Origin of the sequence: Citrobacter freundii ATCC 8090 = MTCC 1658 = NBRC 12681 (genome assembly GCF_011064845.1) — a bacterium.
GTDB lineage: Bacteria > Pseudomonadota > Gammaproteobacteria > Enterobacterales > Enterobacteriaceae > Citrobacter > Citrobacter freundii.
Genome location: NZ_CP049015.1, coordinates 3,259,386 through 3,274,280, shown reverse-complemented (window position 1 = coordinate 3,274,280; position 14,895 = coordinate 3,259,386). Strand labels below are relative to the sequence as shown.

Genomic DNA, 14,895 nt, shown 5'->3' with positions numbered 1-14,895 from the left:
CAGCGCATCAATCGTCCAGATTCATCACGCTGATGAGAGGATAAATTTTACCCCAATTTGTGCATGGGTAAGTAGTAAAACCTGTACTGAAAGCCGTAGTAATTCTCAGGAATGATGAATCTCAGACATAAAAAAACCAACCCTAAGGTTGGTTTTTTTGGGATTTTTGGTCGGCACGAGAGGATTTGAACCTCCGACCCCCGACACCCTGTAAATAGACCCGTTTTAGTTCCATGCATTTTTTGAGATCCCGGCCAAATGATTGTGTTGCCGATATTCCTCCGGCGTCATATTGTTCAGTGATTCATGAGGGCGTTCACAGTTATATTCTGACACCCATCTTTCCGTGATTTCCCGCACTTCATTCAGCGTTCTGAACAGATAAAAATCGAGTATTTCTGTACGGTATGTTCGGTTAAAGCGCTCAATAAAAGCGTTCTGCGTCGGCTTACCCGGCTGGATAAACTCCAGTTTTACTGCATGTTTCTCTGCCCATTCAGCCAGTGCCAGTGAGATAAATTCCGGACCGTTATCCATACGTAGCATGACCGGATAGCCGCGATTTGCCGCAATCCTGTCGAGTACACGGACCACGCGCAGAGCTGGCAGATTCAGATCGATTTCAATCGACAACGCCTCACGGTTAAAGTCATCAACGACATTGAACGTGCGAAAACGACGGCCACAGACCAGGGCATCATGCATAAAATCAACAGACCAGCTCTGGTTCAGTGCTTCCGGCGTGGCCAGTGGCGAAGGATTACGCACCGGCAACCGCTGTTTGCCCTTTCGGCGAAAATTCAGCTTCAGCAGACAATAAATACGATGGATCCTTTTGTGATTCCACGGGTGTCCCTGCCGCCGCAACACCTGGAAAAGTTTTGGAAAACCGTATCGTGGGTATCGCTCTGCCACTGCCTGTAACGCGACAATAACGGGTTCGTCACGCGTGGGATCCGGGCGGTAATGGTAAACCGTTCTGCTCAGGTTCAGACTCCGGCAGGCCTGACGGATACTGAGTCCGAATGTCGTTACCAGATGAGTGACCAGCTCACGCTTAAAGGCTGGTTTTAAAGCTTTTTTTCGATAACGTCTTTCAGCGCCCGGTTCTCAAGGCTCAGGTCGGCAAACATCTGTTTGAGACGTCGGTTCTCGTCCTCAAGATCTTTGATCTTTTTAATATCAGAAGCCTCCATGCCGCCGTATCTGGACTTCCAGTTGTAGTAGGTGGCTTCAGAAATACCGGCCTCCCGGCAGACATCTTTAACAGTTCGTCCGGTTTCAACCGACTTAATCACAGCGATAATCTGATGCTCAGTAAAACGGGCTTTACGCATAGCGATCTCCTTCGTTGGCAGATTGATTATGCCGGATGATCTCTAAATGTGAATGGCACGATTATGCGGGCTACTTACAACCCCATGACACCGCTTATGAAACACTGAGAGCCGCGCCATTGCTGGTTCTAATTGCTATTTGCATGTGTAAACAAACAGTGCTTTTATGACAAAATCTGCTCTATATACATCAATAGGTTAGGGGACGTTTCTCCCATGTTGTTTAGATGCTTTAGATCAGATTAGACCTTTATGTTTCTAAAAAGGAGCTTAATAACATTGAAACTATAACCTTCCTTATAACAAAGTCATGTCTGGAAATGGTGCATTTGGTGGGTTAGCAAGCACTTTACCAATGGCATTTAAGACGGGAATCAAGGTATAGATAATATTTGAGTCTTTTGGAACACCATAGATGAATTCTTGGAATTCATAACGCTTATCAACAAAGTAGTTCCTAATAGTGTCAAGGAATTGCAATAGATCCGTAGCGGTCTGGATCGTGTTACATGTTTGCAAAATCTCTTGTGTGACACATTTTTTTTGTGTGTCGCTAAGTGCATTGAAAAGCTTTTTTAAGTTGTGCGTTTTATGTTCTTCAAGAAGATCTAGGCGTGAATGCCAATTAGTCACGCGGTTTTCATCATCGAATTCAGCTTTTGTAGCCTGGCCATTTTCGATGGTGAAATCGTAAGGCGCAGGAATTCTTTTGACCAAGAATGCTTTAAAATAAAGCTCAATTGCTAAAGTTGCGTTGGTATAAAGGACATTCCGTCTAACATCGTGTACGTCTAGATAGCCATTATTAAGGCTATTTACCACTTCACGAAATGCATTGGCTGTATTGGCAATTTGCTGCGGTTCAACAAAGATTGTTGAGTCAAGACCGGGATTTTCGTAAATTTTAGACTTACGTTTAGACATTTAACTTTAGCTCCGTGTGAATAAAAGTCAATATCATCATATATATGCACTTCCCTTAATATAGTGATGTCGGTCTTAAACGACGCAGATCATCGTTGAGAAGTAAATATTGATATGTACACTGTCTACTCCCTGCACCATAAATTAAATTTAGTTATGTGTGATAGCCTTACTCAGACTTGGTCTGAGTAACATAAATGAGTGGCTCACAACTTTTAACCGGCTCTAATTTCCCCATGTGGGTTGAGACGCTGGGGTCCCTGCCTGATAATGTTGTATCAGTGGCTCCCGAAGGGGGATACGTTAAATGGGACGGCACACAATAGGTTCATGATGCAGAGGCGGAAAAAGTATTTTTTCAGGGACAGGCTGCGCAGGAAAAAGCAAAACAATGCCGGGGCTGGTTAGAATCGGCATTGTTCATACCTCAATTAAAAATTATTTACCTATAAGAGAGACCTTTAATCTTCTTAATAAAGTAATTAAATCTTTTCTTCCGAATAGTTTAAATAGATTAAACCAGCGGTTCTTACCCAGGTAATTTAGTTTTATTAATTTAGGGTTGTAATGATAGCACATTATAAAAACACCCTGATCGTCATCAACTATATTATTTCTGAGTGTTTTTATTTGACACTGACAAACCAGTTTGTAAAACTCTTTCCATTTCTTTTGTGTTGCTACAATTGCCCCACCAATAATATAGGAACGATTGTTAATCATGTGGTCAAAAACCTGATGGATAGTTTTGACGGTCAAACCTTTTTTAACTGTAAAGAAATTTACTTTGTTGCGGTCAAAAGGATAGTCCCATCGAGATAACCCTCTGGTTACGTCTGCACTACGACAGTAACCAAAGTCAACCCATGCAACCATATCATCATTCACAAGATTTAACTCTATAGCTCTGTTTACAAAATATGTTTTTAGATTGCAAACCAGTGCATAGTCTGGGGACCAGTATTCGGGATTTATCAACTGGCGAGTTTCAAGTTTGCTAATGAACTCATTATCTTTTTGAATTCGTGCAATTCTTTTTTTTATGCTTTGAAATTTCTTATTAATATCTAAAGCCACTACAACAGTGTTTTTCCCATTTCTAATTGCTTCAATTTTGGGTTTAAGTTCACTGGATGTAAAAATGACCATGTCATTATCCAATTTAGACAGATTTTCAAAGTACTGAATATAGGTATCAGCTGTTCTCTCTAAGTGAGGAGAGAAACCTTTATTACTCGTCCAGTCTCCTCGTCCTATATCGAAAAATGCTGTAACAATGGTAATAGAAGAGTTCATTTTTAAGCAATCCGTGTTTTATACCTATCCAATAACTACAAGAATGTTGAATACATATTTTTTGATATCAGTCACATGGAAACATTCTATCAGTATCAACATGAGGCGGGAAGGATCATGTGATATTAAAACTGATAAGCAACGGATATACAAAATAACTGGTTGTTGCAAAGGATTGTTCAATGGTGAATAATTTTCATTGATATTATTTTTTTTGAAATTGTCATTTTGTTCCAATATATGATAACCATAGGTTACTGAATCATATCAAGCAGTGTTCCTTTGCCGATATTTGGCGTAATAACGGAAATCATTAAAGATGACCTGGCTGGCCAATTGATGGTGAACTGTAACAAGAGTTGCCGCAACCACACCGTATGCAAGAGCATGATTGCGGCCGACTGGCGAACGTTCGATAGTGCGAGTATTGAATGATTGCCAGTCACGGTGGATTGTACTTAAGCAATATGACGGTTCAAGGCGTTTAATCTGAAACTAGCCACATATCAGCCTCTTCAAACATTTCCTGAACAGTACGGCTTATCTGCTCCTTCTCATGTTTGCTGGCGTCAGTGTTGATCGCCGATAGTGTCATCATCGGTTTAACCCGAACATCAGCATCGGGGAAGATCCGCTGAACCCTCTTAGTCAATTCTCCCAGAATGATATCTTTTGCTCCGGGCAAACCATCAAAATTCCTTTTGTCATAAACGAGTTCCACGAACATTGCTTGTAGCCTTTTGCTGGGTGTATATACAGTATTTATACTGTGTTTTTATCCGGTATCCAAGAGGGGTTAATTGATGCCACCACACAGCGGTTTGTCCAGGAACTGAGCAAGGTTAACTGGAACTGGACGATGAAGCAGGCTAACGAATGGATCGAGTGGTATGTGACAACATTCCGCGATGTATCAACGCAGGAAGGGGAGAACCGTACCTTTCAGCTGTTCAATCCAAACGGAGGACTATAGCCATGGGCTTCCCTTCACCTGCCAATGATTACGTTGAAACAAGGATCTCCCTCGATCAGCAGCTAATCAGCCAGCCCGCAGCGACTTATTTCATACGGGCATCGCGTTCACATTTCAGGGAAGGGATAATCCAGGGGGCGCTACTTGTTGTGGATGCGTCGCTTTCAGCCTGTGATGGTTCGCTGCTGATATGCGCGATAGATGGGGAATTCAGGATAAAGTGATACCGAACTCACCCTCAGCCCCACCTGATAAATCTGGAGAACGGGAGAAGGGAAGCGCTGTCAGAAGATGGTGATGGCTACAATTCCTCACACGCAATATTTGGAGTTATCACGTACATCATTAATGATGCCAGGAACGCGGAGCGCTCAGAAAACAGGCATAAAAAAACCAGCCGTAACAGGCTGGTTTTTCGAGGATTTTTGGTCGGCACGAGAGGATTTGAACCTCCGACCCCCGACACCCCATGACGGTGCGCTACCAGGCTGCGCTACGTGCCGACGCTATGGCTGCTAATACTACTGCTTTCCGCTACGAATGCAAGAGCATGTCTCGCTAACTGATTTATAATTAATCAGTTAGCAATAAATCGCTTCTCATCCGTCAGAACCTGTAACAGCAGACTTAGCTGCGGTTTCTGATCTTTTATTTTCTCGCCGCGCAAATTATAGGTCTGATAATTACCGTTGTTGTTCAGCACCAGCGTCATCTCGGGTGTGGTAACGGCCATCGTGCTGCCGTCAGCGGCAGTAACCCAGTAATGGCGGCGGGTTGCATTGAACAGATCCTGCCCCTGCGAGTATTCGTTAGCAGGTGTACTGACGTGCAGCAGGCGCTGCATCAGCGTTGTCATCAGGTCCGTATGATCGGTCAGGCTATTGATGCGCTGAGCAGGCGTTCCCGGCCAGTGAATAACCAGAGGAACCTGCAGATGGCCTCGCGACCAGGCAAAGTTGTTCTCTTCCTGCGTCAGCGGCACGCCCCGACCTGCGGTAATAATCACCACCGTGTTGTTCAGTTTGCCGGAGTCGCGCAGGGCGCTAATAACGCGGTTGATGTTGGCATCCACATCCTGAGCGGCGCTGGCATAGCGTTTGGCAAAGTTCTTCTGGTTGCTGTCATCAAGGTTGGTCCCGTTAAAGGAGACCCACGAGAACCAGCGGTTATCTTCCTGCGCGTAGCGTCCCAGCCAGTTAATCCACTGGCTTGCGGTTTGGTCGTCAGATTGCGTCTGCACGCTTGGCATGGAGAAATCTGACAGCAGCGCCTGGCGATAAAGCGGGCTGGTAAAGCCATCCGAAGAGAATAGCCCTAACTGATAGCCCTGCTGGTTCAGCGCGGAAATCAACGCCGCAGGCGTTCGGGTCGATAAAATCCCATCCATGTAGCTTGGTGAGACGCCGTAAAACAGGCCAAAAATCCCGTTATCCGTGGTGTTGCCAGTGCTCATGTGACGCGTAAAGGAGATATTCTGCCCGGCGAATTCAGCCAGCGCAGGCATCTGCTTTTCAAAGCGTGAATAGTTCAGGCCGTCGACGGTGATCAGCAGGACGTTCTGGCCGGTGCCCATATCGCGATAACGCAGTTCGCTCAGCGGGTACTGCACAGAAACTGCTTCCGGATTCCCCTGCTCGATCAGGCGACGCTGATACTCTTGCGCATCCAGCAGACCATGTTTTTCCAGGAACTTACGCGCCGTCATCGGGTAGGAGAGCGGCAGATTCGCGCGCTGCATGGTAATCGGGCGATAGAAATTGGCATCCGCCCAGATATACACCACGTGCGAGGCGATAAAGCAAATGAAGAAGAATGCGGCTAATGGTTTGGCGAAGTGGCGACGACGCGTCAGGCTACGCAGCTTTTGCCAGCTCCAGGTCGCAAACAGCATTTCAATTAACAAAATCACTGGTACGCTGATAAACATCAGTTGCCAGTCACGCGCCGCTTCATTCTGGTCAGGATTGATGACCAGTTCCCAGACGATCGGGTTGAGGTGCAAATGGAAGCGGGTGAAAACTTCGCTGTCGATTAGCAACAGCGTCATGCCCACCGTCGCCAGAATAGCTGATAAGAATCGCATCAGCCTCTGGGACATGACGATAAACGTCAGGGGAAACAGGATTAGCAGATAGGTGGCAAACACCAAAAAACTAAAATGTCCGACCAGGCTTACATAGGAATAAATACGACCTGCAAGCGTTGTCGGCCAGTCGGCGACAAACAGGTAACGGCTACCGAGTACCACGGCCAACAGAATGTTGAACAAGGCAAACCAGTGCCCCCAGCTAACCATCTGGGAGACTTTCTCACGGTAGCGCTGACGATGAGTTACCATAAACTGTTGTTCGTTTCCCCGGAGCAGGCTCTTAATGCGCTTGGTCGTCGTTTACCGAAGACTGTAATGCGCGGGCAAAAGAGTTGGCAATCGCCTGGCGCTGGGCCGGTGCGATGCTTGTATTGATAAGGTTAGTCACCATATTTCCCAGTACCATCAGGGAAAGGTCGGTCGGCGCCTTATGTTTTTCCAGTACGTTGAGCATCTCATTCAGCAGTTGTTCAACGTGTTCGTCACTATAGCGGGAAATTTGTGGCATAAATCGAAATCAGTCTGTTCATGAAAGGGCAACATATTACCGTACAGACAGTTTTTTTTCTGCTTTTTTATCTTCTATTGCGTCACTGCCCGGCAGGTGGTTGAATACCGCCCGGTCTAAAAGGAGAGTTTATCATGAGTCTGGATATCAACCAGATTGCCCTGCACCAGCTTATCAAACGTGACGAGCAGAACCTTGAGCTGGTCTTGCGCGATTCATTACTGGAACCGACAGCGACGGTTGTCGATATGATGGCTGAGCTGCATCGGGTATATAGCGCCAAGAATAAAGCTTATGGCCTGTTTAGCGAAGAGAGTGAACTGGCACAAACGCTGCGTTTACAGCGTCAGGGCGAAGAGGATTTTCTGGCATTTAGTCGTGCCGCGACCGGACGCTTGCGGGACGAGCTGGCGAAATATCCTTTTGCCGACGGCGGCATTGTCCTGTTCTGCCATTACCGCTATCTGGCGGTAGAGTATCTGTTGGTCGCCGTGCTGAACAATTTAAGCAGCATGCGCGTCAATGAAAATCTGGATATCAATCCGACGCACTATCTGGACATCAATCATGCGGATATCGTGGCGCGTATTGATTTAACCGAATGGGAAACCAATCCGGAGTCCACGCGCTATCTGACGTTCCTGAAAGGGCGGGTAGGGCGCAAAGTTGCCGATTTCTTTATGGATTTCCTCGGTGCCAGCGAAGGTCTGAACGCCAAAGCGCAAAACCGTGGCCTGCTGCAGGCGGTCGATGACTTTACTGCCGAGGCGCAGCTCGATAAAGCTGAACGCCAGAACGTGCGCCAGCAGGTGTACAGCTACTGCAACGAACAGCTACAAGCCGGTGAAGAGATCGAGCTGGAGTCGCTGTCCAAAGAGCTTTCCGGCGTCAGTGAAGTTAGCTTCAGCGAATTTACCGCTGATAAAGGCTACGAGCTGGAAGAGAGCTTCCCGGCAGATCGCAGTACGCTGCGTCAGTTAACCAAATTTGCCGGAAGCGGCGGTGGGTTAACCATCAACTTCGACGCCATGCTACTGGGTGAACGTATTTTCTGGGATCCGGCTACAGATACTTTGACCATCAAAGGTACGCCGCCGAACCTGCGCGACCAGCTGCAGCGTCGCACGTCGGGCGGGAAATAAAACCGTTTGCCGGGTGAGAGCGTAAACGCCTTATCCGGTCGACGAGAACCATCAGTATCGATTACAAAATCCCATAAAAAAACCCCGCCTTGGCGGGGTTTTTCTTCAACTTGTTTGCGATTACGCGCGAACGAAGTCGATGTGAGACAGCTTCGGCTTGAACGGGTGACGCTGTACAGCCTGAGCTTTAACTTTAACTTCTTTACCGTCAACAACGATGGTCAGAACTTCGCTGTAGAATTCAGCTTTAGCTTGCATGTTCATAACTGCATCGTGATCCAGTTCGATAGCAATCGGGGCTTCTGCGCCACCGTAGATGATTGCCGGGAACTTGTTAGCGGCACGCAGGCGGCGGCTCGCACCCTTACCCTGCTCTTTACGTACTTCAGCGTTGATAGTAAACATTTAAATCTCTCTTTAATAATTCCTGCTACAGGCGACCCAGCAACAGGTAAGTGATCTGCTTTGCGTATGCAAAAGCGGGCGAGATTCTATACTCAAACGGCTGGTACATCAATCAAAAGTACGATTAACCGCGTAATTCATGTGCCCGACGAAAGCGTCCTTCATAATCGAAGACCTTTTCACGGACCTGCCAGTACTGACCTTTCATGCGCGCGACCACGAAATCAGGATGACGTAACAGCGCCTGCTGGGCGAGGATATCGGCGGCGGTTATCCAGCGTAAGGGAATGCCGGGCGTTCGGGTGTGCGGGCGAATAAACAGTTGCTCGAAGGCCGTTCGCTGCGCGGGAGTATGCAGGCGAAAGCGTTCGCTGACGTCGGCGCCATCTTCATCGTAATAGGTAATTTTCAGCCATTCGCCTTTTTCATCCTGCCCATTTTGTAGCGCCATCCCGCTGCAGCGCAGAACCAGCGCATCTTTAAGCCTGAGCGCGGCTTTCAGCATGTCATCTGGGTCAACCAGTACCGCGTCGCACTCCCGACAACGGCGGGCGGCGATGTCATTTTCCGCGTTGCATTGCGGGCAGTTTTTAAAACGGAAACGAAAATCGCACTGTTCGCGATGGCCGTCATCATCTTCAAACCATCCCTGACAGCGGCGGCCAAAGTGCTCAATCAGCGTGCCGTCGGCCGTTGTTTTGCCCCAGAAGGTGTTGGCAAAGCCGCAGGCAGGACAGAACACCTGTACCGGAACGTTGTCGCTTTTCCCTTTCGGCGCACCAACTTCCGGCGCGTACAGGTCGTGCGGGTTACCAGCGTAATCGAGGATCAGACAGTCGGTTTTATCCGGCGCCAGGCGCAGCCCACGACCGACAATTTGTTGGTAAAGGCTAACTGACTCGGTCGGGCGAAGAATGGCGATAAGGTCGACGTGCGGGGCATCGAAGCCAGTGGTCAGGACCGACACATTCACCAGATAGCGAAAACGTTGGGCTTTGAACTCTTCAATCAGCACGTCGCGTTCGGCGCCAGGCGTGTCTCCGGTGATAAGTGCGGCGTCGTCAGCAGGCAGCAGACCCAGAATTTCTTTGGCGTGTTCAACTGTGGCGGCGAAAATCATCACCCCTTTACGCGTCTGGGCAAACTCGACAATCTGGCTGATGATATGCGGCGTTATTCGCTGCTGCTTTTTCAGCTCCTGATTCAGGTCCGCTTCGCTAAACAGGCCGTTACTTTGCGCCTGCAGGCGGCTGAAGTCATATTGCACTACCGGCATGTCGAGGCGTTCTGGCGGCGTCAGGTAGCCGTGTTTAATCATGTAGCGCAGCGGTAATTCATAAATGCAGTCGCGAAACAGTGCTTTTTCATCGCCGCGCACCATTCCGTGATAATGAAAATGATAAATCCAGCCTTTGCCCAAACGAAAAGGTGTGGCGGTAAGTCCGAGCAGGCGTAAGTGAGGATTTACTTTGGTCAGGTGAGTGAGGATTTGCTGATACTGACTCTCTTCATCATCGCCAATGCGATGGCATTCATCGACGATAAGCAGGGAGAATTCTCCCTGAAAGGCGTCCAGATTACGCGCTACCGACTGTACGCTGCCAAATACTACTTTTCCGTGGCTCTCTTTACGCTTCAGGCCTGCGGCAAAAATATCGGCTTCCAGCCCCAGCGCACAATATTTCGCATGGTTTTGTGCGACCAGTTCTTTGACGTGCGCCAGTACCAGTACGCGACCACGCGCTACGCGGGCCAGCTCGGCAATCACCAGACTTTTGCCCGCGCCGGTTGGCAGGACGATAACCGCCGGGGTGCGGTGGTGGCGAAAATGGTTGAGCGTGGCGTCCACGGCTTCTTTTTGGTACGGGCGAAGAGTAAAAATCATGGGCTCACTATAATAAACAATAACAAGGAGTAGTATGCCATGAATCATTTCTCTTGAGGGATGGTGTAACGCCGCTATACTGGGCGGATAACGGTCCCACTTTTCGGGCGTAAACCCGATTCTCGTATTTTTACAGGCAAAATCACACACATGCGACTTGATAAATTTATCGCTCAGCAACTCGGCGTCAGCCGCGCTATTGCCGGGCGTGAGATCCGTGCTAACCGCGTTACCGTCGACGGTGAAATCGTCAGAAATAGCGCTTTTAAGCTGCTGCCAGAACACGACGTAGAATATGACGGTAATTCCCTGGTTCAACAAAATGGCCCGCGCTATTTTATGCTGAATAAGCCTCAGGGTTATGTTTGCTCAACGGATGATCCCGATCACCCGACGGTGCTCTATTTCCTTGATGAACCGGTTGCCTACAAACTGCATGCGGCAGGGCGTCTGGATATCGACACCACTGGACTGGTGCTGATGACCGATGACGGACAGTGGTCGCATCGCATCACCTCTCCTCGTCACCATTGTGAGAAAACCTATCTGGTGACGCTGGAGTCGCCAGTGGCAGATGATACCGCCGAACAGTTTGCCCATGGTGTACAGTTGCACAATGAGAAAGATCTGACCAAACCGGCCGTGCTGGAAGTGATTACGCCAACTCAGGTGCGCTTGACCATCAGCGAAGGGCGCTATCATCAGGTTAAACGTATGTTTGCCGCGGTGGGTAACCACGTTGTGGAACTGCACCGTGAACGGATTGGTGACATCAGGCTTGATGAGGATCTGGCGCCAGGTGAATACCGTCCTTTGACTGAAGAAGAAATCGCCAGCGTTAACTTAACCCCGCGTTAATTTCAGGAGCTAAATGTGACCACCCGGCAGAACTCGTCAATTGCCATTGTCTTTATCCTTGGCTTGTTAGCCATGTTGATGCCGTTGTCGATTGATATGTATCTTCCGGCGCTGCCTGTTATCTCTGAACAGTTTGGTGTGCCAGCAGGTAGCGCGCAGATGACCCTCAGTACCTATATTCTGGGGTTCGCAGTGGGGCAACTGTTCTATGGGCCAATGGCAGACAGCCTTGGACGCAAGCCAGTGATCCTGGGCGGGACGCTGGTGTTTGCGGCGGCGGCAGTGGCCTGCGCACTGGCGCAAACCATCGATCAACTGATCGTGATGCGTTTCTTCCACGGCCTGGCTGCGGCGGCGGCGAGCGTGGTTATCAACGCCCTGATGCGTGATATCTATCCGAAAGAAGAGTTTTCGCGCATGATGTCATTCGTCATGCTGGTCACGACAATTGCGCCATTAATGGCACCGATTATCGGTGGCTGGGTGCTGGTATGGCTGAGCTGGCACTATATCTTTTGGATCCTCGCCATGGCAGCTATTCTGGCGTCGGTGATGATCCTTACACTGATCAAAGAGACTCTGCCGGTAGAGCGTCGCCAGCCGTTTCGCCTGCGTACTACTATTGGCAACTTTGCCTCGCTGTTTCGTCATAAACGTGTGCTGAGCTATATGCTGGCCAGCGGATTCAGTTTTGCCGGGATGTTCTCGTTTCTGAGCGCCGGACCCTTTGTCTACATTGAGATCAACCACGTTTCACCGCAACATTTCGGTTATTACTTCGCACTGAACATCGTATTCCTGTTCGTGATGACTATCATCAACAGCCGCTTTGTGCGTCGGGTTGGGGCATTGAATATGTTCCGTACCGGTCTGTGGATCCAGTTCGTGATGGCTGGCTGGATGGTCTTTAGCACACTGTTTGGGTTGGGGTTCTGGGCCCTGGTTGTGGGCGTTGCGGCGTTTGTTGGCTGTGTGTCGATGGTGTCATCTAACGCCATGGCGGTTATTCTGGATGAATTTCCACATATGGCAGGAACGGCGTCATCGCTGGCAGGGACATTCCGCTTCGGCATTGGTGCCATCGTTGGGGCGCTGTTGTCTCTGGCGACCTTTAACTCAGCCTGGCCAATGATATGGTCGATCGCATTTTGCGCTACCTGTTCAATTCTCTTCTGTCTTTACGCCAGTCGCGCCCAAAAACGGTGATCTATTACACATCCTGGGGGCCTTAAGGCCTCCAGAGTTGATATACATCAACCGCAAATCTATCATTTCCCCTGGTTATGTTTATTTTATGTAAAATCAATTTATGTAAAAAGTCACATCATTGTAGTTAAAAAGGTTGAGTTAGATCGCAGAAACGAGTACATATAGCCCGGAAATATGCCAGAACCATTGAATAATTTTAATTACCTGGTTCGGAAAGCGGCATAAAGACAGGGTGTAAACGTTTACCAACTGTCTGAAGACGTATTGTCAATGATGTGTTAATATTGATGTAAAATAATTGTGAAGTGATTGTGCTTCCAGGGAAAGAAAGTGATGACATTACAACTCTCAATCGTTCATCGTCTGCCGCAGAGCTATCGTTGGTCGGTGGGTTTCGCAGGTTCAAAGGTTGAACCGATTCCGCAAAACGGTCAGAGCAATGAGAACAGCCTGGTGGCGCTCAAATTGCTCAGCCCTGATGGTGACAGCGCATGGTCAGTCATGCATAAGCTCAGCCAGGCCCTCAGCGACATTGAGGTTCCTTGTTCCGTACTGGAATGTGAAGGGGAGCCGTGCCTGTTTGTGAATCGCCAGGATGAATTTGCCGCGACCTGCAGACTGAAAAACTTCGGCGTGGCCATCGCAGAGCCGTTTTCAAATAACAATCCGTTTTGAGCGTCAGCTTAGCGCAAGCAGCTGACGCGTATAGGCTTGCTGTGGCGCGTTAAATACGTGCTCGCATTGCCCTTGCTCCACAACCTCTCCCTGACGTAGCACAATAACCTGATGGCATAACGCGCGTACTACGTGCAAATCATGGCTGATAAAAATATAAGCCAGCCGATGCTTTTCCTGTAAGGACTTTAACAACGTCAGGATTTGCGCCTGTACGGTTCTGTCTAGCGATGATGTTGGCTCATCCAGGATAATCAAGGAAGGTTTGAGAATCAATGCTCTGGCGATGGCAATACGTTGACGCTGACCGCCGGAAAACTCAACCGGGTAACGATGCCGCGTTTCGCTATCCAGTCCCACTTCCGTCATCACCGCTTTCACCTGCGCCTCGCGTTGTTCGGCTGACAGGGTTGGCTGATGAACGCGTAACCCCTCCTCGATAATCTGTAGCACGCTCAGGCGTGGGTTAAGCGAGGAGTTGGGATCCTGAAATACCACCTGAATACGGTGACGGACCGGCAACAGCTGGCGACGATTTAAGGTATGCAGCGCCTGACCATCGAACACAATACTTCCCTGTGAGGAGATTAACCTCAGGAGCGCCAGTCCGGTAGTGCTTTTCCCCGACCCAGACTCACCGACCAACCCCAGCGTTTCACCGGGCCGCAGAGAGAAACTGATATTGTTAACCACGACGTTGTGGTCCACCACACGCTTCAGGATACCTTTGCGGATGGGGAAGGCGACGTGCAGTTTTTCCACTTCCAGCAGCGGGGCTTGTCCGGCCGGTAAAGGTACCGGGTCGCCGGAAGGTTCACTGTTTAGCAATTTCTGCGTGTAGGGATGCGTGGGCGCAGTGAGCAACTGTGCTGCTTTATTTTGCTCAACGCACTGACCGTTTTGCATGACTGCCACGGTATCGGCCAGCTTTTTCACAATGCTGAGGTTGTGGGTGATGAACAGTAATCCCATGTTCAGCTCGCGCTGTAGTTCCCTCAGTAGTTGCAGGATCTGTGCCTGAACGGAAACGTCCAGCGCGGTAGTCGGTTCATCGGCAATCAGCAGCTCCGGTCGTGTTAGCAATGCCATGGCAATCATCACGCGCTGGCGTTCCCCGCCGGACAGTTGGTGCGGGTAGTCTGCGAGACGTTTGGCCGCCTGACGGATGCCGACGCGATCCAGACAGGTCAGGATTTCTGCTCGCGCGGCCTCCCGACGCATTCCCCTATGCAGCGACAGCACTTCATAAAGCTGTTTTTCCAGATTGTGGAGCGGGTTCAGTGACACCATTGGTTCCTGGAAAATCATGGAGATTTTATTCCCCCGCACGCCGCGAAGCGTTTGCTCATCGGCGTGAAGTAATGATTCACCATGAAAACGGATGTCGCCGGAAAGGTAGACGACCGGAGGGGAGGGCAATAACCGTAAAATAGATAGCGCGGTCACGCTTTTACCTGAGCCGGACTCCCCCACCAGCGCCAGCGTTTGTCCGGCATCAACGCGCAGTGACAGACTGTTGACCACGGTGCGCACGGTCTCTTGTTGACGAAAACCTACCGATAAATTGTCAATAGCTAACAGAGGTTGTGTCATC

General features: G+C 49.2%; 13 protein-coding genes, 1 tRNA gene and 2 pseudogenes. 6 read left to right on the top strand and 10 right to left on the bottom strand.

Annotation, left to right across the window (positions count from 1 at the left end; genetic code table 11):
- Positions 1-225: 225 nt before the first annotated feature.
- The 4 genes from G4551_RS15910 to G4551_RS15895 all read right to left on the bottom strand — a co-directional run bounded on the left by G4551_RS15910 (position 226) and on the right by G4551_RS15895 (position 4,284).
- A protein-coding gene (locus G4551_RS15910) for an IS3 family transposase (RefSeq protein WP_085951609.1) occupies positions 226-1,337 on the bottom strand; the annotation gives its coding sequence in 2 pieces (ribosomal slippage) (positions 226-1,076 and positions 1,076-1,337; 1,113 coding nt in all).
- Positions 1,338-1,634: 297 nt separating this feature from the next.
- Positions 1,635-2,261, bottom strand: a complete 627-nt coding sequence (locus G4551_RS15905) for a hypothetical protein (protein ID WP_003840038.1) — start codon at positions 2,259-2,261, stop codon at positions 1,635-1,637.
- 438 nt (positions 2,262-2,699) lie between these two features.
- The gene (gene yibB / locus G4551_RS15900) at positions 2,700-3,557 is read right to left on the bottom strand and encodes a protein YibB (RefSeq protein WP_003840041.1); all 858 of its coding nucleotides are present in this window, start codon (positions 3,555-3,557) and stop codon (positions 2,700-2,702) included.
- Positions 3,558-4,041: 484 nt separating this feature from the next.
- A complete protein-coding gene (locus G4551_RS15895; RefSeq protein ID WP_003840043.1) occupies positions 4,042-4,284 on the bottom strand; it encodes a DinI family protein in 243 nt (80 codons plus the stop codon).
- Between the two features lie 81 nt (positions 4,285-4,365).
- Between G4551_RS15895 and G4551_RS24140 the strand changes: the two are divergent.
- Positions 4,366-4,530 (top strand): annotated as a pseudogene (locus G4551_RS24140) (DNA polymerase V); the annotation flags it as partial.
- A gap of 2 nt (positions 4,531-4,532) precedes the next feature.
- Positions 4,533-4,898, top strand: a pseudogene (locus tag G4551_RS23880) (HumD family translesion DNA polymerase); the annotation flags it as partial.
- Positions 4,899-4,956: 58 nt separating this feature from the next.
- Here G4551_RS23880 and G4551_RS15880 read toward each other — a convergent pair.
- The 3 genes from G4551_RS15880 to G4551_RS15870 all read right to left on the bottom strand — a co-directional run bounded on the left by G4551_RS15880 (position 4,957) and on the right by G4551_RS15870 (position 7,127).
- A tRNA-Pro gene (locus tag G4551_RS15880) sits at positions 4,957-5,033 on the bottom strand.
- Positions 5,034-5,107: 74 nt separating this feature from the next.
- Complete coding sequence (gene yejM, locus G4551_RS15875; RefSeq protein WP_003840045.1) at positions 5,108-6,868, bottom strand: LPS biosynthesis-modulating metalloenzyme YejM; 1,761 nt, start codon at positions 6,866-6,868, stop codon at positions 5,108-5,110.
- Positions 6,869-6,899: 31 nt separating this feature from the next.
- Positions 6,900-7,127, bottom strand: coding sequence for a YejL family protein (locus G4551_RS15870; protein ID WP_003027506.1), 228 nt, complete (start codon positions 7,125-7,127; stop codon positions 6,900-6,902).
- A 134-nt stretch (positions 7,128-7,261) separates the two neighbouring features.
- Here G4551_RS15870 and yejK point away from each other — a divergent pair, with 134 nt between their 5' ends.
- Complete coding sequence (yejK, locus tag G4551_RS15865; RefSeq protein WP_003027504.1) at positions 7,262-8,269, top strand: nucleoid-associated protein YejK; 1,008 nt, start codon at positions 7,262-7,264, stop codon at positions 8,267-8,269.
- A 120-nt stretch (positions 8,270-8,389) separates the two neighbouring features.
- On the opposite strand, the gene rplY is transcribed toward yejK, so the two are convergent.
- Positions 8,390-8,674, bottom strand: coding sequence for a 50S ribosomal protein L25 (gene rplY / locus G4551_RS15860; RefSeq protein WP_003027502.1), 285 nt, complete (start codon positions 8,672-8,674; stop codon positions 8,390-8,392).
- Positions 8,675-8,798: 124 nt separating this feature from the next.
- Entirely contained in the window at positions 8,799-10,559 is a 1,761-nt protein-coding gene (locus G4551_RS15855; RefSeq protein ID WP_003840048.1) for a DEAD/DEAH box helicase, read from the bottom strand.
- Between the two features lie 150 nt (positions 10,560-10,709).
- On the opposite strand from G4551_RS15855, the gene rsuA reads away from it, so the two are divergent.
- From rsuA to G4551_RS15840, 3 genes are all read left to right on the top strand, one after another.
- On the top strand, positions 10,710-11,417 hold the full coding sequence (gene rsuA / locus G4551_RS15850) for a 16S rRNA pseudouridine(516) synthase RsuA (protein WP_003027496.1): 708 nt from the start codon (positions 10,710-10,712) through the stop codon (positions 11,415-11,417).
- A gap of 15 nt (positions 11,418-11,432) precedes the next feature.
- A complete protein-coding gene (locus tag G4551_RS15845; protein ID WP_003027494.1) occupies positions 11,433-12,623 on the top strand; it encodes a Bcr/CflA family multidrug efflux MFS transporter in 1,191 nt (396 codons plus the stop codon).
- A gap of 333 nt (positions 12,624-12,956) precedes the next feature.
- On the top strand, positions 12,957-13,301 hold the full coding sequence (locus G4551_RS15840; RefSeq protein ID WP_085951589.1) for a YejG family protein: 345 nt from the start codon (positions 12,957-12,959) through the stop codon (positions 13,299-13,301).
- A 3-nt stretch (positions 13,302-13,304) separates the two neighbouring features.
- Here G4551_RS15840 and yejF read toward each other — a convergent pair whose 3' ends face one another.
- Positions 13,305-14,894: a microcin C ABC transporter ATP-binding protein YejF gene (yejF, locus tag G4551_RS15835; RefSeq protein WP_003840053.1), complete on the bottom strand. Its 1,590-nt coding sequence runs from the start codon at positions 14,892-14,894 to the stop codon at positions 13,305-13,307.
- Position 14,895: the final 1 nt, after the last annotated feature.